The following is a 22,608-nucleotide window of genomic DNA, read 5'->3' on the forward strand; positions in this document are numbered from 1 at the left end:
ACCCACAGAATTTAAGTTATTGGACACCGAGCGGGAAGCGGCGGCAGATCTCGTCAACGATCAACTTGGCGGTTTCCGCGCATGCTGCCGTGCCTGCGCCCCCCCACGGCTTCACCCCATCACCGACATTCCAAAGATTCTTGATTGGCGTGGTTGGCGGCAGATCGTAGCCAGTGATGGCACGTTGCGCCGGCCATTCGTGAGCTGTGACGTCTATAGCCACCACCATCGACTGATCGAATCCCGGGAACTGCTCGCGAATATCCTCAAGCAACAAACGTTTTTCCAACTCCACATCGAACTCGCCTCGTGCTGGGCGTGGCACTGAAGCGCCGCAGTACAGGTGCCATCCGGCCGGTGCCCGCTGCAGCTCCGGGGCACTGAAGTTGGCGGCATAGACCATGCGGCGGCTCTGGCTGAAAATCGCCAGGCACGGGAAGGATGCCAATGGTCGTGGACTGGCAAAATGCACGGTGATGATCGCAGCTGGATTACTAGCTTCACGCACGCTTCGCCCGTAGCCCTCAGGAAGATCGACTACATCGGCAAGCGCAACGGTCGCCAGTGGACCGATATTGCTAACCAGCAAACTGGTCGAGACCTCAATCAGGTCGCCTCCATTCTCGACTATTACACCGTTGACCAAGCCATCCTCCGAGAAGTTGAGTCGGTTTGCCTTGCTCCCAAGCCAAACCTCACCCCCGCTCTTTTTGATCACGTCAACCAGCGGCTTCCACACTTCGATGGTGCCACCGACCGGCATGCCGATCTTCTTGAACGAGGTGCCCTTGGAGAAGTAGTGCAAGATCACATCCGCCGGAGCGTCTTCAGTGCTGGCTGCAAACATTGCCCCCACCACGTTGTTCATCAGACCGTGAATCCACGGACGGCGAGTGAATTTGTTGAGCCAGACCTTGAGAGACTGTCCCGGCAGCGGCCGCAACGACGGTCGTAGATTAGTGAGACTTCGCAGGATAACCGGTGCGATATTGCGGACCCAGCCCGCCGCCCCCTCAGTGATGTTGACATCATGCCCACCCACACGCAGTACGGTACTGGAACGATGGGGCTCGTAGAGTTTCAGCTCCAAGCCAAGATCACGGTAGGTGTCCGCTACGGCGCCATCGAGTTCAATCACCAACGCCCCGGTGTTGCACAGAAAACCGTCAACCGTTCGGGTAGAAGCTCTTCCACCAATTACCTCCAGCGCCTCTAACACCAGAACACGATAGCCGTTGTGCGCCAAACGCGCTGCTGCGCAGAGACCACCGGCCCCAGCGCCAATCACAACCACATCGAAGTTACTATTTTTATTTGACATAAGCGAACTCCGGACCACTCAAACAATTAGAAGTCAACACTCCTAAATAACAAACCAATATTTTGCAGAAAATGTATTCATTCGAGTGTCACCACCAACACTCTCCTCATCGATCCCCCACCAAATTTCGGTCATTGTTGTTCTTGGTTAATTCCTCGCAGTTAAAACTGTACCCAGAAATACGGCACAGTTGCGTAATGGATTGGTTGGATCGTCCCGCCTTCTCAGTTCAACTTGGCATCCCTACCTATTCCAGAATACTTCAGGGCCTTTGACTAAGCGATATAGCAATGTTGATAACAATCGTTAACCGACAGTCGATTGCGCACCACATTCGAGCAGTTCAAGTTCTTATTTCTTCAAGCTGGATAAACGGCGCTTTATCACTGCACTACTTAGAAGCGCTTCGTATAGGCAATAGAGGCAACGGTCTGGGAATGCGACGCTTCGATGGGTGTACCGGTTATTGGAAGGCTGTCATTGGACACTTTTTTCTTAAACCCATAGGACACACCAAAATCGATGATATCGTCAGCACTAAACGCATATGAAACACCCCCCGTGACATTGGTGGTGGGAGTTGAGGGTATGATTGGCAATACTCCACCGGAGGAAGTTGCCTGCTGGGCATAGTGAAAGCCAGCACGGTACACCCAGTGCGCGTCATAGCGATATTGTGCTCCCAGGGAATACACATTGGTATCCCGATAGTTGAAAGGCAATTTCAGGTCGAGGTTATCACCTGAGCCATTCTGTTTGTACTGGACGCTGATGTCCTTCATGACATCGCTCCAGAAGACGCGCTTGTAGTCAAACGAGACGGCAACTCGATCCGAGAACTCATGGTTGATGCCGACCACCAGATGAGCCGGCATCTCGAAATTGCGCAGTTTCACGGATCCAGACAGCGGAATGTTGCCGGCAGCAGCGCTTACCGCCGTCAAATCGGCATCTCCGGAGAGGTCACCAACATTCGTTTTGAAGTTATATGCCACCCCAAATCGTGTCTGCGGGGACAATTGGTAGGTCAGGCCAACTTTGCCACCCAGCCCCCAGGCATCCGTACCACCACCAGCAGCACGGTGATTGTCAGTAGACAAGTAGCCCGCCGATAGCTCCGGTACGCTCAGCAGTGCGGGGACCAACGAACCAGCCAATCGCCCCTGCCCAGCCAGACTACCGATCTGTGTTGTATCCAGCAGCAGCCCCAAGTTTACCGATGTCCACACCGCTTCCAACGAGGCGCCGACCGACAACTTTTCATTCACCTGGTAAGCGGCAGAGAATGGCACTCGAAAAACCAACAACCGAGAGAAGCTATCCAATCCCGTATCAATGTTGTTGGTAGAGGTACGAGAGAGAAAACTATTGTCCCCGAATTGGGTTCCGACACCGTCGGAAGCAAACGCTCCAACGCCCAAAGCGTACCGCTCATCACGCCAGACAAAGGAAAGCTCTGGCCCAAAGTACGGCCCATTGTTTCGACCATGGCTATGTGAGCGAGCTGTCTCTCCGGTCTCGGTATTTTTGATCTCTAGGTCAGCAGTAATAATGTCTATACCAACGCCCAGATGCGCACCTTCCTTCATCAGGAGGAGAGTCGACGGGTTTACCATCATTCCCGCTGCTCCAATGTCATGAGCCACACCGGTTCCTCCCATACTCAGGGAGATCGGGCCATTTCCGATGAGGTTGAAGGCGTCAGTCGCGCACGCAACACCACTCCACAGGCAAGCCAAAAGACCACTGACACCGCAGCTGTATATTATCTTCTTCATGTACCAATCCTTCTTTCTTATTATATTGAGAATGGAGTCTATGGATTTCGGCCATCGGTAAACTTGTCGTAGAAGACCCTTTCCAGTGGTATGGCATGCTCCGCAAGTCGAGCGATGGCAGCATCGATCATCGGCGGAGGCCCGCAGAGGTAGCCCTCCGCCCCCTCGCAGAACCCAGCAGGAATATGCTCAGTTACCAGGCCGCGCGCGCCCGCCCAACTGCTACATTCCGGTTCATGCGATAACACTGGAATGAAACGGAACTCGCCCTGCCAGTTAGCGGCGATGTTGCTGATGACCTCGAGCTGATACAGATCGCCCTGGGTTCTTGCGCCAAACAGCAGCGTACAGTCACGCTTGATGCGATTTGCCCTAGCATGCTCGAGGATACTGACCAACGGCGCTAGGCCACTTCCTCCGGCGATACACATCATCGGAGCGTCGCCACCGTGTAAATGAAAGGTGCCGTGCGGTGCCTCCATCTCCATCGGCTCATCATCTAGCTCACCGCGGAACAACGCCTCAGTGAACTCACCTCCAGGAACCTTGCGGATATAGAAGTCGAGGGTGCTGCGTCCCTTGCGCTGCGGCGCGTTGGCGAACGAATAGCTGCGGTAACGAGCGGCGCCGGGGACGCGAAGGTTGGCGTACTGGCCAGCCACATAATGGACCGGGCGATCCGCCTGGACGGTCACTTTAAGGATGTCGTGGGTAAGCTGTTCGGTCGCCACAATACGGGCGGCGAACTGTTCGACTGGCGGCAATTCGGCCAACAGTGGATCGATCTCGATGACGGTGAGCTCGTCACGTGGGACAGCCTGGCAGGCCAGAATATAGCCTGCATCCAGCTCCGCCTTGGACAAGGTGTAACCGAATGGAGTCGCTTCCCGGACCCTACCCTGTTTCAGACGAGTCTTGCACGAGGCACAGGTGCCAACCGTACAGTCGTGCGGATAGGCAATACCGTTGGCCAAAGCGGCCTCCAGCAACGTTTGTCCCGGCGTTAAATCAATCGTCACGTCCTGGGGCAGGATTCGCAGTTGCTTCGGCGCTTTCTTGCCGAAGAGGGATTGAAAAAAACTTTGCATTTGAAAAACCTCGGGAGATGCCAGTCACGCTGGGCGATGGAAGGCCTGCTTTGCCAGCATGCCCACAACAACAATGGAAACAACTGCAAACACCAAGGCTGGTAGTAAACCAATTACTGATGCCAAATTAGCGGTCCCCAGGGCGTTGCCTGCGAAGCTCAGTGCCCGGTTTGGTGCGAACAGCGCAGCCGCGTAGAACAAGGTGTTCGCCCAACCAACCCCGATCACACACCAGCCAAGAAGGCCCGCCCGTTGGGTGTCGAACCCCAGAACGGGCAACGACAGGGCAACCAGGACAATCAGGAACGCGTTGAGCAACTGCCCGATATGAAATCGCACCCAACCATCGCTATTGCCAGGTAGAACCAGCGATACCAATTTGCCAGGCAAAACCTCTAGCCCGCCGATCAGACTGATCAGCAACCCCACTCCAGCCAGCAAGCCGATCAGCAGAATCAGCATGCCGTGCCCTATCATTCGTCTCTGCAGCCCCCGAATCAGGGGCTTTTCTTGGTTCGTGGACAGAGTCATCCGACATGCTCCCGTTCAACCATGCGCCAATGCGGATTTGTCAGGTTTCTTACCACGCCCGCCCTGGTCATCGAACCAGTCTTCCCATCCCGCCCGACGATTCTGTTCCTGGGCTAGACGCCGTTCAGCCGGCGAGGCATGCTCGCTGTCCCATCGACGCAGCGCAGGCTTGATGATCACGTTGTGCCAAAGCGGTGGAATGAAGCCAGACAGGAAGCACACGATAATGCTGCGCACTGGGATCGCACCCTCGTCCGGCACCAGCTTGTAGTATGGAATGTACGAGTTCAGGTGGTGATCAGCATGGTTGGTAATTTCAAAGGCGACCAAACGTGACAGGGTGCCGTAATGATTCCACACATGGTGTTTTTCGATCGGCGTGCCTTCCACGCGAATCTGGCCGTAGTGCTGGTAGTAGTTGAACGCCTCGACCCAGAAACGAGCGATCAGCATTGCGGCAAAGCAAAGACCAACGGCAACCCAACCACCGATGAAGTAAATGCCCGTGAGGAATACCACCACCGTCAGCAACGCGCGCCAGACGGAATGGCGGATGCCATAGCGCGTATGTCCGCGCTTCTCCAAGGTGTCGGCGTCGAGCTTCATTTCCAGCCCAGTGGACATAATCATCGAACGGAACACGAAGCTATACAGGTTGGTGCCACGTGATGCGGTATCGCAGTCCTCGGCTGTCCCCACGTCACGGTGGTGACCGACGACATGGACTTCCATGCGCATGGTGTCTAGGAATGCAATCTGTCCATAGCGTCCCGCAAAGCGCGCGAGACGACCACGAGAGTGATACAACTCATGGGTTGCCGGCACACCCGGCACCACAGAAAGCCAGGCACAACCTAAAACCCCTGCAATCATCTGCCAGTAAGTCAAATCATGATTTGCGATTGACCAGGCAAATACGACGTACATGACCGGTAGCATCAAGGTGGATAGCCATACCGGCAGATAGGCCCAGAAGTGACTCTTCATGTTGCGTTTTTTTAGATCATAAGGCAGCAGCGCGTCACCAATGGCCAGAGCCGGGAATGCCGCGATGGCGATCCAGACATAATCGCCTCCCCAATAAAAACCCAGGGTGGCCAATATTTGGATGCACGGAGCCAAATAGTACTTAATATAATCCAACATTAGTCTTCTCCTTTAGGAATAACGAATTCCTAATAGTTTTTTATTCTTTCAAGACCGCTTATTCGTCCAAAAGCATGCAAACGGTTTTAGTTTCGGTATACGCCAGCAAACCTTCTTCCGAAACTTCCCTACCCCAGCCAGACTGTTTGAACCCACCAAATGGGAGTGCAGGATCCAAAATGCCGTGGCAATTGATCCATACCGACCCAGCCTCAAGCCGGTGCGCCAACTTGTGAGCCTTCTTGATATCGCGGGTCCAGATATTGGCAGCCAGTCCGTATTGAGAGTCGTTAGCCATGCGGGTGACCTCTTCAACGTCCTTGAACTTCATGACGCTAACGACCGGGCCGAAGATTTCTTCGCTGACGATTTTCATCGACGGAGTGGCATCAGCGAATACGGTCGGTTCAACGAAGTAGCCCTTGTCGCCAATACGCTTACCGCCACACACCAATCGAGCGCCCTGCGCCACACCAGACTCGATGTAGCCCAACACACGATCTTGCTGTTTGGCCGAAACCAGTGGGCCGAGCATGGTTTGTGGGTCCAGACCGTTGCCCACAGTGAACTGCTGCGCAGCGGCCGCCACCGCCTCCACCACTTGGTCGTAGACGTTTTCCTGTACGAACAGACGGGTAGCGGCAAAGCAAATCTGCCCAGAATTGAAGAACACCGCTAACGCGGCCCCCAATCCCACTTGATCAAGGTCAGCATCATCAAACACGATGCTTGGCGACTTTCCACCCAACTCAAGGGTGACGCGCTTGAGATTGCCCAGCGAGTACTCGACAATTTTCTTACCGACTGCCGTAGAACCGGTGAAGGTAATTTTATTGACGTCCGGGTGCTGAGCCAGTGCAGCACCGGCCTCATGACCGTGACCGTTGATAACGTTCAACACTCCCTCCGGCAGGCCCGCCTCCAAGCACAACTCAACTAAGCGCAGCGTACTCAGCGGCGTCAGCTCGGTGGGCTTTATAACCATCGTACACCCAGCGGCTAGCGCCGACGCGATCTTCCACGCCCCCAGCGCCAACGGGTAGTTCCACGGGGTGATGGCGCCGACAACACCAACAGCTTCACGGCGGGTATAGGCGTGGTACTCCTTTCCATCAAAAGACACCGGTAACGTCTTCCCAGCAATCTTGCTGCACCAGCCCCCCATATAGCGGAACACTTCAATCGCCGCTGGCAGATCCAGTATCTTGGCAAAACTCACGGCCTTACCGGTATCGAGAGCCTCAAGGAACGCCAGTTCATCAGCATGCTCTTCGAGCTTGCGCGCGATACTTTCCAACAAGCGACCGCGATCGGACGCCCGCATATTGCGCCAGGAACGAGCTTCGAAGGCGCGGCGTGCTTCCTTGACGGCCAAGTCTATGTCTGCCGCACCAGCACGCGGAACATGAGCAATGATTTCGCCAGTTGCCGGATTTTCGATAGCCAGCGTCTCGCCCGACAGTGAGTCGACCCAGTTACCACCGATCAAGTTTTTTCGTTTATTCAGGTCGAGAATGTCTCTGACTCTTTGCTCATCATTCATGGCATTTACTCTTGTAATTATTGTGTTCGTCCGAGCAACTTAACATCAAAGACTCATGAATATTCCGCCATCAACGATGATGTTCTGCCCGTTGACGGTGGCTGACTCATCACTGGCCAGCCACAAGGCTGTACCGGCAATATCTTCGGGAGTTTGCGAGCGCTCGACAGTACGCATTTGCGCAGAAACCGCCTCGAATTGTTCGTGTTGCCCGCTGTTAGCAACAGCATTCTGCGAATGGATATAACCAGGAGAAATGGAGTTGACGTTAATTCCGGACTTAGTCGCCGCGAACTCGCGTGCCATGGAGCGCGTCATCGCAGAGACCGCCCCCTTACTTGCCACGTAATGCAACATGAAGGGAACACCCATATGTGCAATTACCGACGCGATATTAATGATGCGGCCACCACCACCCTCACGCATGTACGGAGCAACAGCACTGGCACACAGCCATGGCCCCATAACATTGACTGCCATCATCTTCTGCCAGTCAGCAACCTGCAAATTCTCCATTGGGGTGTAGTTAACACCCGTGAAAATTCCGGCGTTATTGACCAGGATATCAATCTTGCCGAAGCGCTCGACAGCGGCTGCAGCCATGGCTTTGGTACTTTCCGGGTCCGCGACATCGGCCACTACGCCAAATGCACGTTCACCCATCTCGCTGGCGGCTTCATCCGCCCCCTTGATATCAGCAATAACAACGCTGGCACCTTCACGGTAATAAAATTCAGCAATCGCGCGTCCAATACCAGTAGCGGCACCTGTTACAATAGCAACTTTATTTTCAAGTCTCATTATTTTTACTCTCGACTTTAACTGATGAAAATATACCTTCTCCGCCAAATTTCCCGGGAGGGTACCGACTGATCTTTATAAGTTCTAAACCACCTCTAGAAAAGCTAGGTGCCCCTCAAAACTCTTTTGATATCTTCTAACGCCACAGGATTATCCAGCGTGGAAAGATCACCGGGATCTTCGCCGTGCGCTAGCGCTTTGAGCAGGCGACGTAGTAACTTCCCAGAGCGGGTTTTTGGCAACGCTTCTACGATATAAGCCTTGGCTGGGCGTGATATTGCACCCAACTTTTTTTCTACTACCTGGATCACACTCGTTGATATATCTAGCCGCGCTCCAGCATCCAAGGTATGTTCGCGCAACGTGACGAAAACAGCCGGAACTTGTCCTTTGACGGGGTCTGCAAGACCAATTACCGCAACTTCAGCAATACAGCGGAGTGATGACACAACCTCTTCAATCTCTCGCGTCCCGATTCGATGGCCTGCCACGTTGATAACATCATCGGTTCGACCAAGGATAAAAGTGTAACCATCCTCGTCTCTGATCGCCCAATCCAACGAGCTGTACAACAACTCGTCAAAGTGGCTGTAATAACTATCCACCATGCGCTGATCATCACGCCAAATGGTAGTCAGACAGCCAGGCGGCAGTGGTGGCACAAACACCAGAATACCTTTCTGATTCGGCGTAACATCCACACCAGTAACGCTGTCGATGACTCTGGTCTTATAGCCAAAATTTGGCAGACCTGGCGAGCCAAACTTGATCGGCTTCATTTCGATGCCTGGCAACATTGTCAGCGCCGGCCAACCGGTTTCGGTTTGCCAGTAGTTATCGATTACCGGCTTGTCGAGGATTTCGCTGATCCAGTGCGCTGTTGGTTCGTCCAGAGGCTCACCAGCAAGAAATAGATACTTCAGCTCGCTCAGATCATGACGCTCGATAAACTCCGGCGAGTGTTTCTTCAAGACGCGAATAGCGGTCGGCGAGGAAAAGATCGTGCGCACTTTGTACTGCGCGCATATGCTCCACCACACACCGGCATCCGGATGGATCGGTAGACCTTCGTACAATAAAGAAGTAGCACCCACCAGCAGCGGGCCATAGACATTGTAAGAGTGGCCGACCGCCCAACCCACGTCAGAGGTTGAGAACATGACCTGGCCTGGGTGCACGTCGAAGACTGTCGGCATGGACAGTGCCAAGGCTACCGCATAGCCTCCAACATCACGCTGGATACCCTTGGGCTTACCGGTGGTTCCCGAGGTATACAGCAGGTAACTCGGCTCATTCGACTCCAACCACTCCACTGGTACCAGGGTGTCACCAACTTCAGCCTTCAGAGTTGCGTAATCCTCATCACGACCGGCTACCCAGCTAAGGTTCTGATCCAATCCGCGAGAAACGATCAACACCTTCGACGGCAGCTTACTGACCTGCGCCAAAGCCGCATCAACCAGTGGCTTGTAGGGAATGATCTTGCCGCCGCGGATCCCCGCGTCTGCAGCAATGACCAGACTGGGCTCAGCATCATCAATGCGCACTGCCAGGCTATGCGCGGCAAACCCACCAAATACAACCGAATGGATAGCTCCGATGCGGGCACAGGCAAGCATCGCAAACACTGCTTCGGCCATGTTGGGCATGTATATAACTACGCGATCGCCACGACCTACGCCTAGCTTTTTTAGCACGGCGGAAAATGCGTTTACTTCGATGTACAACTGCTGATACGTGAACTCACGAGTGACGCCGGTTTCGCTGGAGATAGCAACAAGCGCCAGCTGGTCTGCGCGACTCGCCAGGTGCCGATCAACTGCGTTGTAACAAAGATTAGTTTCTCCGCCTACAAACCAGCGTCGGAATGGCGGTTGTGAGTCGAGAATAATCTCGGGAGTTTTGCGCCAGTGGATGCGTTGAGATTGCTCTTCCCAGAAAGCTTCAGGGCTATCAACAGAGCGGCGATACAGCTCCTCGTAAGCACCTGTTGCCAACGAAGAACCCTCAAGCAGACCATCTTGCGTGGTCGCGGTGGCATGGATAGGAGCACTCATGGCTATGCACTCTCGGCTTGCTGCCCAGCTTGTCGCACTTCTCAATGCATGACATGGCGTGGCAGTTTTTTGTTTTTATAAACAGACCAATCTGTCTGTATCTTATGTGTCAAATATTGCCCTACGGCTGTGCAATGTCAACAACATTTTTGGCCGTGGAGAATCTTTCGGAACTGAAGCCTATCGACGCTAAAATTCGCAGCTGTCTCAGTATTCACAGACAGCGACAGAAACATCTTGCCGTGACAATAGGGGCGCTCATGCCCACGCCCTTAAAGCCAACGAAAACAATCAGTTATTGCTGCGCGCCAGGAGATCCAGCGCGACGTCGACGATCATGTCTTCCTGGCCACCGACCATGCGCCGCTTGCCGAGCTCCACAAGGATATCGAGGGTCTTGAGGCCATATTTGGCAGCAGCGATTTCGGCGTGGCGCAGGAAGCTCGAGTAGACGCCGGCATACCCAAGTGCCAAGGTCTCGCGGTCGACCCGCACCGGACGGTCCTGCAGCGGACGGACGATGTCATCGGCGGCATCCATCAGCGTGTAAAGATCAGTGCCGTGGTTCCAGCCTAGGCGCTCGGCGGCCGCGATAAACACTTCCAGCGGCGCATTACCGGCCCCAGCTCCCATGCCCGCCAGGCTTGCATCGATGCGGTCGCAACCTTCCTCCACGGCTGTGATCGAGTTGGCCACGCCAAGGCTCAGGTTGTGATGAGCATGCATACCCGTCTCGGTTTCCGGATTGAGCACGGCCTTGAACGCACGGAAGCGGTCACGGATATCCTGCATGTTCATCGCGCCACCGGAGTCGGCCATGTACACGCACGTCGCGCCGTAGCTTTCCATCAGTTTGGCCTGAGCAGCCAACTGCTCAGCCGGGATCATGTGGCTCATCATCAGGAAGCCGACGGTGTCCATGCCCAGCTCGCGTGCGTATTCGATGTGCTGTTTCGAGACATCGGCTTCGGTGCAGTGGGTGGCGATGCGCACCACTCTAGCACCAGCGTTGTACGCGGCTTTTAGGTCATGCACCGTGCCGATGCCCGGCAACAGCAAGGTTGTGATTTTGGCGTGGCTGATGACATCGGCGGCCGCTTCGATCCATTCCAGATCGGTGTGGGAAGCAAAACCGTAGTTAAAGCTTGAGCCTTGCAGACCGTCGCCGTGGGCGACTTCGATACTGTCGACCTTGGCCTTGTCCAGTGCGCGGGCAATGTCCTGGACGTTCTGGATCGAGTACTGATGACGAACCGCATGGCTGCCGTCACGCAGGGTCACATCAGAAATATAAATCTTCTTGTCAGTCATCACTCAGACCTCCGACGCGTTGAGGCGGGTTTCGGCAATACGCTCGGCACATGCCATGGCGGCGCTGGTCATGATGTCCAAGTTACCGGCGTAAGCTGGCAGGTAATGCGCAGCACCCTCGACTTCCAGGAAGACCGAGGTTTTCAGACCAGAGCGCAGACCCAGGCCCGGCACGTTTACCGGGGCATCGACTGGAATGACATCGAACTGCACCTTTTGCTTGAGGCGATAACCCGGTACGTAGCTTTGCACCACCTCAACCATCGACTGAATGGAACGCTCAATCGCTGCCTGATCGGCCATCTCGGATAGAATGAACACCGTGTCGCGCATGATCAACGGAGGGTCGGCCGGATTGAGAACGATAATGGCTTTGCCTTTCGTCGCCCCACCCAATTTCTCGATGGCATTGGAGGTGGTTTCAGTGAATTCGTCGATGTTGGCGCGAGTGCCCGGCCCAGCCGACTTGCTGGAGATCGACGCGACGATTTCTCCGTAATGCACCTTCGTCACCCGAGAAACGGCAGCAACGATAGGAATCGTAGCCTGACCGCCACAGGTCACCATGTTGATATTTGGCGCATCCAACTCGTCATCAAGGTTAATCGCCGGTATGACATAGGGTCCAAGCGCCGCCGGCGTCAGGTCGATAACCTTGATGCCGTACTCCTGCAGCAGTTGGTTATGATGGGCATGGGCACCAGCCGAGGTAGCGTCGAAGACGATCTTGATCTCGGAGAACCCCGGCAGCGCCAGCAGACCCTCAATACCGCCAGAGGTTGTCGCAACGCCCATGCGCTCAGCACGCGCCAGACCATCGGACGTAGGGTCAATACCAACCATCGCGCCCATTTTGATGTGCTGACCATGGCGTAGAACCTTGATCATAAGGTCGGTGCCGATATTGCCCGAGCCAATAATCGCCACCGCAGTTTTCTTGTTCATCTTATTCATCGCAGCTACTCCTGGGAAAAGATGGCACGTACCGGGGTAAAGCCTTCGATACGAGCGGTATAAGTCGTACCAGGAACAACCGCAGCCATCGGGCCGAGCGCACCAGTTAGAACAATATCACCGGCACGCAGTGGGGTGCCGGCACGCACCATCGTGTCGGCTAGCCAACACGCAGCATGAAGTGGGTTGCCGAGGCAGGCACTGCCCTGCCCTTCGGAGACCAGAGTGTCGCCTGCATGCATCGCCATCTTCATGCCCACCAGGTCCAACTTCGACAGCTTCATCGGCTGAGTGCCCAGCACAAACAGACCCGAAGAGGCGTTATCCGCCACGGTATCAACCAGTCGGATATTCCAGCCTTCGATGCGGCTGGCCACGACCTCAATCGACGCCAAGGCATAGGCCGTCGCACCAATGATGTCAGCAACGCTGTGCTTCTCGTGGGTAAGATCACGCTCTAGCACCAGGGCCAGCTCCGCCTCAACCTTAGGTTGCAACAGACGCGAGGTCTGAATCTCCTCACCATCGCAAATACTCATGCTGTCCAGCAGAGTGCCGAAGTCCGGGCTGTCAACTCCGAGTTGGCGCTGCACCGCGAGCGAGGTCAGACCAATCTTGCGTCCGACCACCCGACGCCCCTCCGCCAGATGTCGTTCAATGTTGATGCGCTGTACGGCATATGCCGCGTCAATCAGTGCCCGCGGATCCTGTTCGGTAAAAAACTCGCGCACAGGCGTACATGCCTGGCGCGTTTGCTCCGCCCGCCAGAGCTGGTCGGCGATCGTTTGTTTGTCAGTCATGTCACACCTCACGCCACGCTACCGTCAGTGAAGAATTTCGTGGCAACCGCGTTGAACTCCTCAGGCTGCTCGTACTGCGGCCAATGCGCAGCTAGCCCCTTCATGACATACAACAGGCTACCTTCGACACGAGCATGGGCGGCCTTGACCGTTTCCATGTCGTGGATAGGGTTGTCTTCGGTCCAAAGGAACAACGTACCTTGCGGCAGTTTTTCGAGCGGGATGAGGTAGTCATCGTGATGAGCCAGGATCTCGTTCAAACGTGGAAGCACCGAACGACTGGTTGGCTGCAGGTAAATCCCCAGACGCAGGTTGATTAATTCGTCGTTGACCATGTGATGGTTGTCAGGGTGCATCAGCCAGTGCAGGCGCGCCTGAACCGACTCATAGCTCGGTACGTTATCGATGTTGCGCTTGTTCAACTCGATAAAGTGCTTGAGATCCTGTCGTCCTTTCTCAGTCACAATCGGCAGACCACCCGCCGTATTAAGCATCAAGCGATCAACCCGTTCTGGCCACCGCACCGCAAACAGTGCAGATACCCAGCCTCCAAGGGATTCACCCGATAGATGTGCTTTGGCGATCCCCATGGCATCCATCAGCTCACCCAACTGCTCAGCCAACATCATCGGCGTGTATTCGCAGTCAGGCTTACTCGACAAACCATGTCCTACAAAATCAAACGCAATTACGTGGAAATGCTTGGACAGAGGAATAAGGTTCTTGGCATAGGCTTCAAAATGACCATTAATTCCATGTTGAAATATAATGGCGCGCTCATTATGAGCGCCCGCTTCCGCCACTCGAATAGTTCCAAAGTTTCGGGTTTTTACATATCGAATTTCAACACCTAAAAAATCTAACCACAAACTCATAATCAACTCCTTATATTTATATTTCTTAAATTAAGAACGAGCGAGCACCCCACAGCCATGTGGTTCCAACCTCCCGCATTAAACTCTTTTGTTATTTCAGACTATTGTACAGCTGATGCAATCTGCTGATGGGCAATAGTTCTCCACTCGGATATCACTTGTGCATTATGCTCAGGATCTACCTGGATCATGGCACGCATCGCAAGCCCACGATAAATTGCATAACTCATCCAGACGATATTTTTGGCCCGCTCCGGATCAACACCAAACTTAATTAGTACTCCAATCCAACCCTGCTCAAGGGGAAGGCGATGAATTCGCGACAGCTCTTGTACGGTCTTCCGAAGTTCAGGATCTGCATCCCCCATATTCAGTAAGTCCAGGGCAATCGCAAAATTGGGCCCCATAAAAAACCCCTCGGCCTCTTCAAAGAGCAGGTCCAGTGGGTCGTCGCCTGGGCGGAGCATTTGTATGCGACTCATACTGGAAGCAGTTGAGTCTGCATACACCCGTTCAAGCACAGCCAACAGCAAACTGCTCTTAGTCGGAAAATGATGGGTTTGCGCGCCCCTGGACACTTGCGCCGCATCGGCAACATCGCTCACGCGAAAGCTTGCATACCCTCTGCAAAGGAGCAACTCTACTGCAGCATTCAGGATTTTTTCCCGAGTTGCGTCTCTACGCTCAGCTTGGGTACGTCGCGTAATCTTTGTCGGTACGGTGGAAGTCGAATGCATGGCAAATAGCTCTTTAACAGAAAACTGTTGATTATGGTCGAGTCTCACACAAACACGAAGCACATCGACCAGTTCTGCTTAGTCTGTCTGAACAACCTGCCGCCAATCCGTTGCAGGATCGGCTTGCTCCTGATCGCCAAACGTCAGATGTGTCCATAGTCTCTCGAATACCTGGCCCGTGCTAACCTGCCTTGCCCGCACCTCGTCAGGCGAAAGCAGCCCGGCATTGACGTCCTGGATCATTGAGCGAAGAGTGCACTCGATGCGAGAAGCATCCTCCAAACACCAGGCAATTCCGACGGCAACATCCAGTGTTGGTCCGACAGTGACCGCACCATTGGCTCGCATCACCAATGCATTGGCCTCACCCAATGTCTCAGCCAATTGCTTTGCCAAGCCATCATCACGTAGCAAACGCGGGTCATCCCAATAACGACAGTCCGCAGTGAAGGCTCCGACGCCATGCCTAGGGCTGGGTACCTGCCCAAGAGTGGATAGCGCCATGGTGTAGTGGGGCATAATCCTGCATATCCCACCCACCTCTGGGCGCCGCGCATAAACCTGCTGGTGGATGCGCACCTCTCCTAGTACACCAGGCGGCAACGGCTCATCGATTGAAACCACTGTTCCGGACTGCAGTCCGATGGACCCCATTGGCCGCGCCGCACAGACGAGAAAGTGCCTCTCATCAATCCGTGCACTGCAATGCCCCCACGCCTGAACCAAGCCATGTCTGGCCAGTGCTCTAGCAGCAACACGTACATATCGTTCAAGTGCTGCTTGGCTCATTTCAGTTCTCCAGCCAATGGACGAACGCCCGTCACCCACACATTGCCATCCCTTATCTCAACACCCCACGTACGCAGAGGATGTGTACATGGCATGGCACAAGCCTGTCCGGTGCGTACATCGAAACGACCGAAGTGCCAGGTACATTCGACTTCAGTCCCTTCCAGCATACCGTCTTCAGATAGAGACGCTTCGCCATGGGAGCAGGTGTCGTCAGTGACATAGAACTCACCGTCGACGTTGTAAACCGCCAGTTTGTGCCCTGAGGGCAGCAGTGCCGAATAGATATCGCCGGGGGCTACATCGTCCGCGACACAGACAGCGACCGGAAACTGATGTCCGGCCACATCATCAATGGCAACGACTTCGATAAGTTGAGCGCTCATTGCATGCTGCTCCCACCATTAACGCTGATAACCTGCCCAGTCACGAAGCTTGATTCGGGCAGCGCTAAGTAGTGAACCATTGACGCTACTTCATCTATTTCAGCAGCCCTGCCCATAGGAATCACGTCAATGAAACGCTGCGCCAGATCGGGTTGGGTTTCGATGAAGTGGATGAGTTGCGGCGTTGCCACCGCACAAGGCGCCACGGTGTTAAAGGTTACGCCACTGGTGGCAAACTCACGGGCCAGCCCGGAAGTCAGTGCATGCACACCGCCTTTAGCTGCATTGTAGGCAGCATGATCCCAGAGACCGTTCCTTACTGAATCCGCGCCGAGATTGATGACACGGCCGTAACCTGCCTCCAGCATCTCGGGCAGAAAGGCCCGGGTACACCACAGCACGGTCCACAGGTTGCGGTCCACGGTAGCCTTGAGTGTTTCTGCAGTGTGGTCAAGGAAAGGGCGGATCACCCCGCCGCCCGCGCAGTTGATCAGTATCTGTACCTTTCCAAAGCGCTCACGCGATTGCGTCTGCAATTGCGCCACCACATCCTCGCGGGACAGGTCACCAGGGCAACTGATCACGCTGACCGGAAACTCCTCCTTGAGGGCATGTTCGGCACCGAGCAGCGCATCGACGTCGAGGTCCGAGAGCACCAGATCGGCCCCACTGGCAGCCAGCCTGCGCGCAATACCAAAACCTATACCCCGCGCTGCGCCGGTGACGACTGCCACCTGTCCGGCCAGTGGAGTAACTACTGACATCGTGTTCATGAGCTCACCTCGATAACACCGCTCTTGCCAAATTCTGGATGCGGTACCGCCCCCCAGGTATCCAGAGACTCCGGCACGGCCTCAAGCATCCGCGGCTCTCGTGCCCCAACCTCGGGAAACTCCTCCATGCCGAAGCTGTATTCCAAGGTCATGCCGTCTGGATCTTGAAAATAGATGAATACGCTATTAGACGGCGGATGCCGTCCGGGGCCGTAAACGATCTGAACGTTGTTCTTTTTCATGCGATACAGGGCTCGACCGATATCATCGATATCGGTCACCATGAAGTTCACATGATGCAACTGGTTCTCCTTGGCCGGTCCCACCGCAAAGGTATGGTGGAGCGGGTTAGGATGGCAGCGCATGAAGGAAATTCGGTCTTCGATCAAATCGGAAACCTTGAAGTTAAAGTCCTGAATGAAGGCGTCGCAGGCCTTCTCGAACTCTACAGCGCCGATCACCACATGCCCAACGCGCGCAATGTTGGCAACCGTCGGTAGAAACGGCTTGGCCATTTGGGTGGACTTACTGAACATCTCCAACTGAAGCAGGCTGTGCCGCTCGCGTAGACGAAAGCTACGGCCTTGCTTGAGCAGCGTAGTTTCATCCTTCGACACCCAGGCCGGTTTGTAGCCAAGCTCCTGGAAGTGAATAAATGCTGCCTCCACATCATCGTCGCTTTCCAACTCGAATCCCACACGCTTGACACCACGTTCCGGCGCAGCGTGCAGCACAATGTTATGGTGGTCACGACTACAACGCAGATAGGCGATCTCATCATTGTGTTCGGAGACCTCAAGCCCCAGCAGCGTCTTGTAGAACTCCAACGAGCGAGGCAGATCTGTCACGTTCAGCGCGACATATGCAAGCTTGCGGTACCGGAATGGAAAATTCATATTCAAGCCCCCATTACAGAATGATACTTACGCGACCATGAGGACGCAGATTCTCAAGATCGAGTTGACACCGCTTTTCAAGAATCCGCAGCTGACCATCCACCTTCACCAGACGGTAATAACTAGTGCCCACATAGGTGTCGGTGAAGCCACCCTTTATCCGGAAAGTGACGAATGCGGCGCGAGCCAGGATCTCTCCATTGTCCGCACGCTCGAACATCACGTTGCTGACCAGGTGCCGGGTACGCGAGCGCGGCCATTCCGCGTGTGCGGTTTTCTTCATGAGTCGAATCACACGCTCATTCAAGCGTGCCCAATCGTCAGCGATGTAGAACAGACTCTTTTCGGGATCGGCATCACGTGGCAAATCGGCCGATGGCACCAGATATCGGCCGTCATTGGTAAATAATGCGAGCCACTCCTTCAGCTTCCAGCTGTCGAGTAGGTCGGCTTCAGTGTAGAAAAAATCTTCAATATCGCTGCGTGTAATTGAGTTGGTCATGTTCAATCCTCTGCCTCATCGCTTACGCGCATTTGTTCGTTCCAGCGAGTCCAAAACACACGCATCTGCTGTTCGTCGTCGTATGCCGGCTGCTCTTTATGCATCCCCTTTGAGATGTCATTCCATTGCGCCAACTGATAGTTCTGGAAGCCCTTCTGACAGGCCTCCAGAGCCTCGACATCGTCCGGCGTGGCAAAGCCTCCTGGGCCGAGGAACTCGAGGAAGTTGTACAAGCGATACTTACGCGCACGTTCCGTCTCTTCACGCGGAGCCAGAGCCCAGCCATTGATCAGCATGTAGTCCGGCGCTTCTGGATAGAAGGTACGTACCGTGACAGCCATAATGTCGTTGATCACAAGGTTCGGATATATCAGCAGGTTACGGTTCTTGCGCGCCATTCGCTCAGCCAACTCCTCGCCGTGCAACTCGACGAGACGGGCATACAACTCGTCCATCTCACGCTTTCCTTCCTCGCCGAAGAGAGGGATCCACTGCGCAATCGGGCGCCCCCAAGGCGCACTGTATTCCAGCACCGCATGCCCATTGCCTAAGTCCAGACTGCATCCCGCAAGGGGTTCTGGATTCAAGCCTCCGTTGGTGTTCTTGATGTAGTCGAAGTAGCTGGCATGAGTGGTCACGGCGTGATAGCCATCCACACTGTTTTCCACCAACAGTTTCCAGTTGGCGCGAATGGAGTACTCCTGAGAGCCGCTGACTATTGCCATGCCACTTTCCGATTGTTTGGAAATCAGCTCTAGATAGTCTTTTGCGTCAGCTAGATAGTCGGGCAGTGAGATAATGTCTGGATCAAAGCTGATAAAGCAAAAACCAGCGAACACATCAAAACGCGGCACGGCTGTCAGGTTGTTGCAGTCGCTTTTTTTGCAGGCATCACTGTAATGCTCGGCACCGGCCTGGCTTTTCAGCTGACCGTTATTGCCAAAGATCCAGCCATGGTAAAAGCATTGGAAGTTCTTGGCATTGCCTGAAGGCTCACGACAGACGGTTGCCCCTCGGTGCGGACAGACGTTTAAAAAAGCATTGAGCTCACCCTTGGAATCCCGGGTGAAGAGAATGTTACGACGAGCTACGGTACGCGTAACAAAGTCACCAGGCTTGCTTAACTCCGACACATGACCGAGGTACAGCCAACATTTATCGAATACCTTCTCATACTCTCGTGCCAGAAGGTCGGGCCTGACAAAGGTCGAACGCGAGACTTTGAATACCGAACGTTCCTTATCAACATCAAGAAATTGTTCATTTATTGTTGTTTTCATAGATTCCTCAGAGGCTCAAAAACGCTTATTAAACAATGCAATTACGCAAATCTACCGACACATTAGCAAGCGCACGATGATCAATACGAACACCTTGCTTTATCCATCGCCGAGCCATTGCCATATCTTTTGGTGAGTTTATTGATGTACAGCCCAAAACTTGCCCATCTTCGGAAATCCTGAATATACTGAAAGAGCTTTGTCGATTTCCCGCACGACACACTTCCCGGCCGCTGACAACACTTCCCACAACCTGCAAGTTCAAAGATCCCTGATCAGACCAAAACCAGACAGGATGGTTGTAACCGTTCTGAACGCCAAGAATATTTTGGCCAACCATTTCGGCATGCAATTGCGCATGTTCCCAGGTTTCCACCCGATAGAAAGAGCCGTCATGTTGATGAACTGCAATATCGCCGGTGGCATAAATTCTCGGATTGGTGGTTCTTCCGAACTCATCAACCAGCACCCCCTGCGGCACTGTAATCTCACAGTCCACAAAAGGCTCTTGATTGGGTTCGACCCCGACACAAACCAGCACATGATCCACTTCAATTTGTTCACTATTAGATAGCGTGAGCGTCCCCGCCTCATAACGAGCAACTGTCACACCATAGCGAATATCAGCACCTTGTTGGCGATGCCAAGAGTCCAGAAAGTTTGCCGTACGCTCGCACAGGCTACGCGCCATTAGGCGAATGCCAGCCTCTATCACCACAGGTTTCCCTTGAGCGGCAACCACCGCCGAAGCCACCTCGAGACCGATCACCCCACCACCGATAATAGCGATACGACTTTGTGGTTTAATCACTTCACGAAGATTCAGCGCATCCTCGACCGTCCGTAGATAAGTGACACCTGCCCCAGACAGTCCTGGCAAAAATCGTGGGCGCACACCGGTAGCAATCACCAGACGATCAAAGCCCACCAAAGTCCCATCAGATAGCAGGGCAGTATTTTCTTCCGAATTGATACTGACAATCTCGAGCCCGAGGCGAAGCTCAATATTGGCCTCCCGATAGGCATCGGACTCTCGAATGAACCTCAGCTCATTATCACCGACCTGCAACACTTGCTTGGAAAGCTGCGGCCGCTCATATGGCAAATGCGTCTCAGCTCCAACCAAGATCACTTGCCCTTCATACCCCTGAGCTCGAATCTCAAACGCTACTGCCGCCCCTGCTTGCCCGGCGCCAGCGATGAGAACAGTACGAATAAGGCTCTTCATCTAATGTAATCCTCTCTAGCCTGAACCTGTCATGGAAACAGGCCAAGTACCTTCTTGTTTTTACAAACAGACAGTTCGGTCTGTAAGTTAAAGAAACGATATGCCGCTCCAAGTCAGTTGTCAACACGTCAAGACGGGAATGTGGCGGGGGCCGCGACATGTGGGCTACGCCCACCGCCGATTCAGAGTGAACTCACAGCTCACGGTAATTGGATGGACTCGTCACGCCGAGGTAAATGGTGCTCAGGGATCCGTCTGTTCGCCGCGTATCTGGTCGATCGCGTTTGCAGGAAGCCGTTCTTGGCGATATATCGGATCAAGCAGAACACAGCGATCCTCTAGTTCCGCTCGCGCGGCCCGACGTGCCGCACCGCTAACGGCACCCCAATTAGGGTAGTCGGCGCACTAGTCGACATCCATGTCACGCGCCAACGCGAACAACTGCACGATGACCAAACGTCGCAGTGCACGGAAATTGAACAAAACTTGAAAAATCTGACTAAGATCGTCTCAACCATCTAGAGCACCGCCAACCAGACCAACCTACTGCGCTCAATGCCGCCATCGAAGCCGCTCGCGCTGGCGATGCTGGTTGTGGTTTTTCCGAGGTTGCCGAGGAAGCGCGCAGCTTGCAGCTCACACCAGTGAATCCGCCTTTCAGGCCGCGACACGATCAATTTTCATACGTGAATGGCTACGGCCTGCTCCTGTACGGCACTTCCTCATTGACGGCTGCTTGTAGAGCAATCGCGAAAAACGGCATTCGCGACAGCATTATCCTTCGCCATCCAGTGCCCCGAGCAAGAGCGCTTGGTTTGCCTGCGCCTTTTCCCGCAGAAAATTCCAGGTCACCTTCATCCGAGCAATGTCCTTCAGTTCAATGGGCATTAACATCCAGAACGTCCGGGTGAATTCGATTTGCTCACTGAGCACCCGTCTCAGGCGTGGATCGGCATCGGCAGAGAATGACGGCAGGATCGCGATACCGGCCCCGGCAGAAGTGGCTTGCTGCTGCGCGAGAATACTGGTACTGCGCACAGCGATATGTCTGGGTTTGCCGATTTCATCGAGATAGAGGAGTTCCTTGCTGTAAAGCAGATCGTCGATATAGCTGACAAATGCATGTTCGCGCAGATCATCCCGGTGCGTAATGGGGGGATGCTGCTCCAGGTAGTTGGCGGAGGCATACAACTTGAGTACGTAGTCGGTCAGCCTGGTAATTATGAATGGCCCGCGCACAGGGCGCTCTAGGGTTATCACGATGTCCGCCTCACGGCGCGACAGTTGCACCATTCGCGGCACCGCCAGTAGATCGATCCCCAAGTTTGGATAACGTCGAGTTAACTCGGCCAACTGCGGAGCGAGCATCATCAAACCATAGCCTTCGGTCGCACCGATGCGCACTTGTCCCGACAGTCTGTCTTGCGGCCCTGTTTGAGCCTGTTCGATTGCCGAGAAAGCGCTCTCCATCGCTTCCACTTGCGGCAAGAGAATGCGTCCGGCCTCAGTCAGGCTGTAGCCAGTAGCCGCGCGTACGAACAGCGCAGTATCCATGCTCTTTTCCAACGCCTGGACACGGCGCGACACCGTAGTGTGATCGACGCCAAGCCGGCGCGCTGCGGCAGTCAGTTTGCCAGCACGGGATAGTTCGAGGAAATAACGCAGATTGTCCCAATCCATCCGACCACCAACATTAGCTGTGCAAAAATGCAGAATAACCCTGCACTCAGCTGCATTGCTATAGATAAAAACGCACTGCTAGGATCAAGGCCAAGGTTCTCAAACGCCACAATGATCACCTGCCAATATCTG

21 protein-coding genes and 1 pseudogene are annotated in these 22,608 nt (G+C 54.3%); 1 reads left to right on the top strand and 21 read right to left on the bottom strand.

What is annotated here, in order from left to right; all coding sequences use genetic code 11:
- Positions 1-16 precede the first annotated feature (16 nt).
- The 20 genes from DYL61_RS03425 to DYL61_RS03520 all read right to left on the bottom strand — a co-directional run bounded on the left by DYL61_RS03425 (position 17) and on the right by DYL61_RS03520 (position 20,796).
- Positions 17-1,321 (bottom strand): phytoene desaturase family protein, encoded by a 1,305-nt coding sequence (locus tag DYL61_RS03425; RefSeq protein WP_135307209.1) that lies wholly within the window; start codon positions 1,319-1,321, stop codon positions 17-19.
- A 395-nt stretch (positions 1,322-1,716) separates the two neighbouring features.
- The gene (locus DYL61_RS03430; RefSeq protein WP_135307210.1) at positions 1,717-3,099 is read right to left on the bottom strand and encodes an OmpP1/FadL family transporter; all 1,383 of its coding nucleotides are present in this window, start codon (positions 3,097-3,099) and stop codon (positions 1,717-1,719) included.
- A gap of 38 nt (positions 3,100-3,137) precedes the next feature.
- A complete protein-coding gene (locus DYL61_RS03435) occupies positions 3,138-4,187 on the bottom strand; it encodes a 2Fe-2S iron-sulfur cluster-binding protein (RefSeq protein ID WP_135307211.1) in 1,050 nt (349 codons plus the stop codon).
- Positions 4,188-4,211: 24 nt separating this feature from the next.
- Positions 4,212-4,718, bottom strand: coding sequence for a styrene-oxide isomerase StyC (gene styC, locus DYL61_RS03440; RefSeq protein ID WP_338053099.1), 507 nt, complete (start codon positions 4,716-4,718; stop codon positions 4,212-4,214).
- 15 nt (positions 4,719-4,733) lie between these two features.
- On the bottom strand, positions 4,734-5,864 hold the full coding sequence (locus DYL61_RS03445; RefSeq protein WP_135307213.1) for an alkane 1-monooxygenase: 1,131 nt from the start codon (positions 5,862-5,864) through the stop codon (positions 4,734-4,736).
- 58 nt (positions 5,865-5,922) lie between these two features.
- Positions 5,923-7,407 carry an aldehyde dehydrogenase family protein gene (locus DYL61_RS03450; RefSeq protein WP_135307214.1) on the bottom strand — a complete coding sequence of 495 codons (1,485 nt, stop codon included), beginning with the start codon at positions 7,405-7,407 and terminating at the stop codon, positions 5,923-5,925.
- A gap of 45 nt (positions 7,408-7,452) precedes the next feature.
- A complete protein-coding gene (locus DYL61_RS03455; protein ID WP_135307215.1) occupies positions 7,453-8,208 on the bottom strand; it encodes an SDR family NAD(P)-dependent oxidoreductase in 756 nt (251 codons plus the stop codon).
- A 104-nt stretch (positions 8,209-8,312) separates the two neighbouring features.
- Positions 8,313-10,265, bottom strand: coding sequence for a propionate--CoA ligase (gene prpE, locus DYL61_RS03460; RefSeq protein ID WP_135307216.1), 1,953 nt, complete (start codon positions 10,263-10,265; stop codon positions 8,313-8,315).
- Positions 10,266-10,556: 291 nt separating this feature from the next.
- Positions 10,557-11,576, bottom strand: coding sequence for a 4-hydroxy-2-oxovalerate aldolase (dmpG, locus tag DYL61_RS03465; RefSeq protein ID WP_135307217.1), 1,020 nt, complete (start codon positions 11,574-11,576; stop codon positions 10,557-10,559).
- Positions 11,577-11,579: 3 nt separating this feature from the next.
- Entirely contained in the window at positions 11,580-12,521 is a 942-nt protein-coding gene (locus DYL61_RS03470) for an acetaldehyde dehydrogenase (acetylating) (RefSeq protein ID WP_420825062.1), read from the bottom strand.
- Between the two features lie 14 nt (positions 12,522-12,535).
- A complete protein-coding gene (locus DYL61_RS03475; protein ID WP_135307219.1) occupies positions 12,536-13,330 on the bottom strand; it encodes a 2-keto-4-pentenoate hydratase in 795 nt (264 codons plus the stop codon).
- A gap of 8 nt (positions 13,331-13,338) precedes the next feature.
- Entirely contained in the window at positions 13,339-14,205 is an 867-nt protein-coding gene (locus DYL61_RS03480; RefSeq protein WP_135307220.1) for an alpha/beta fold hydrolase, read from the bottom strand.
- Between the two features lie 101 nt (positions 14,206-14,306).
- Positions 14,307-14,942 (bottom strand): TetR/AcrR family transcriptional regulator, encoded by a 636-nt coding sequence (locus tag DYL61_RS03485; RefSeq protein WP_135307221.1) that lies wholly within the window; start codon positions 14,940-14,942, stop codon positions 14,307-14,309.
- 78 nt (positions 14,943-15,020) lie between these two features.
- Positions 15,021-15,731: a class II aldolase/adducin family protein gene (locus DYL61_RS03490; protein ID WP_135307222.1), complete on the bottom strand. Its 711-nt coding sequence runs from the start codon at positions 15,729-15,731 to the stop codon at positions 15,021-15,023.
- Complete coding sequence (locus DYL61_RS03495; protein ID WP_135307223.1) at positions 15,728-16,117, bottom strand: non-heme iron oxygenase ferredoxin subunit; 390 nt, start codon at positions 16,115-16,117, stop codon at positions 15,728-15,730. Before DYL61_RS03495 ends, DYL61_RS03490 begins: the two co-directional genes overlap by 4 nt.
- Positions 16,114-16,890, bottom strand: a complete 777-nt coding sequence (locus DYL61_RS03500; RefSeq protein ID WP_193559421.1) for an SDR family oxidoreductase — start codon at positions 16,888-16,890, stop codon at positions 16,114-16,116. The genes DYL61_RS03495 and DYL61_RS03500 overlap by 4 nt, the downstream gene beginning before the upstream one ends.
- The gene (locus DYL61_RS03505) at positions 16,887-17,786 is read right to left on the bottom strand and encodes a VOC family protein (RefSeq protein WP_135307224.1); all 900 of its coding nucleotides are present in this window, start codon (positions 17,784-17,786) and stop codon (positions 16,887-16,889) included. Before DYL61_RS03505 ends, DYL61_RS03500 begins: the two co-directional genes overlap by 4 nt.
- 13 nt (positions 17,787-17,799) lie before the next feature.
- Positions 17,800-18,288, bottom strand: coding sequence for an aromatic-ring-hydroxylating dioxygenase subunit beta (locus DYL61_RS03510; RefSeq protein ID WP_135307225.1), 489 nt, complete (start codon positions 18,286-18,288; stop codon positions 17,800-17,802).
- Between the two features lie 2 nt (positions 18,289-18,290).
- Entirely contained in the window at positions 18,291-19,568 is a 1,278-nt protein-coding gene (locus DYL61_RS03515; RefSeq protein ID WP_135307226.1) for an aromatic ring-hydroxylating oxygenase subunit alpha, read from the bottom strand.
- Positions 19,569-19,596: 28 nt separating this feature from the next.
- Entirely contained in the window at positions 19,597-20,796 is a 1,200-nt protein-coding gene (locus DYL61_RS03520; protein WP_135307227.1) for an NAD(P)/FAD-dependent oxidoreductase, read from the bottom strand.
- Positions 20,797-21,318: 522 nt separating this feature from the next.
- Here DYL61_RS03520 and DYL61_RS03525 point away from each other — a divergent pair.
- Positions 21,319-21,428, top strand: a pseudogene (locus DYL61_RS03525) (methyl-accepting chemotaxis protein); the annotation flags it as partial.
- Between the two features lie 142 nt (positions 21,429-21,570).
- On the opposite strand, the gene DYL61_RS03530 reads toward DYL61_RS03525, so the two are convergent.
- Complete coding sequence (locus tag DYL61_RS03530) at positions 21,571-22,476, bottom strand: LysR family transcriptional regulator (protein ID WP_135307228.1); 906 nt, start codon at positions 22,474-22,476, stop codon at positions 21,571-21,573.
- Positions 22,477-22,608: the final 132 nt, after the last annotated feature.

This window comes from Pseudomonas nabeulensis (assembly GCF_004682045.1).
Lineage (GTDB): Bacteria > Pseudomonadota > Gammaproteobacteria > Pseudomonadales > Pseudomonadaceae > Aquipseudomonas > Aquipseudomonas nabeulensis.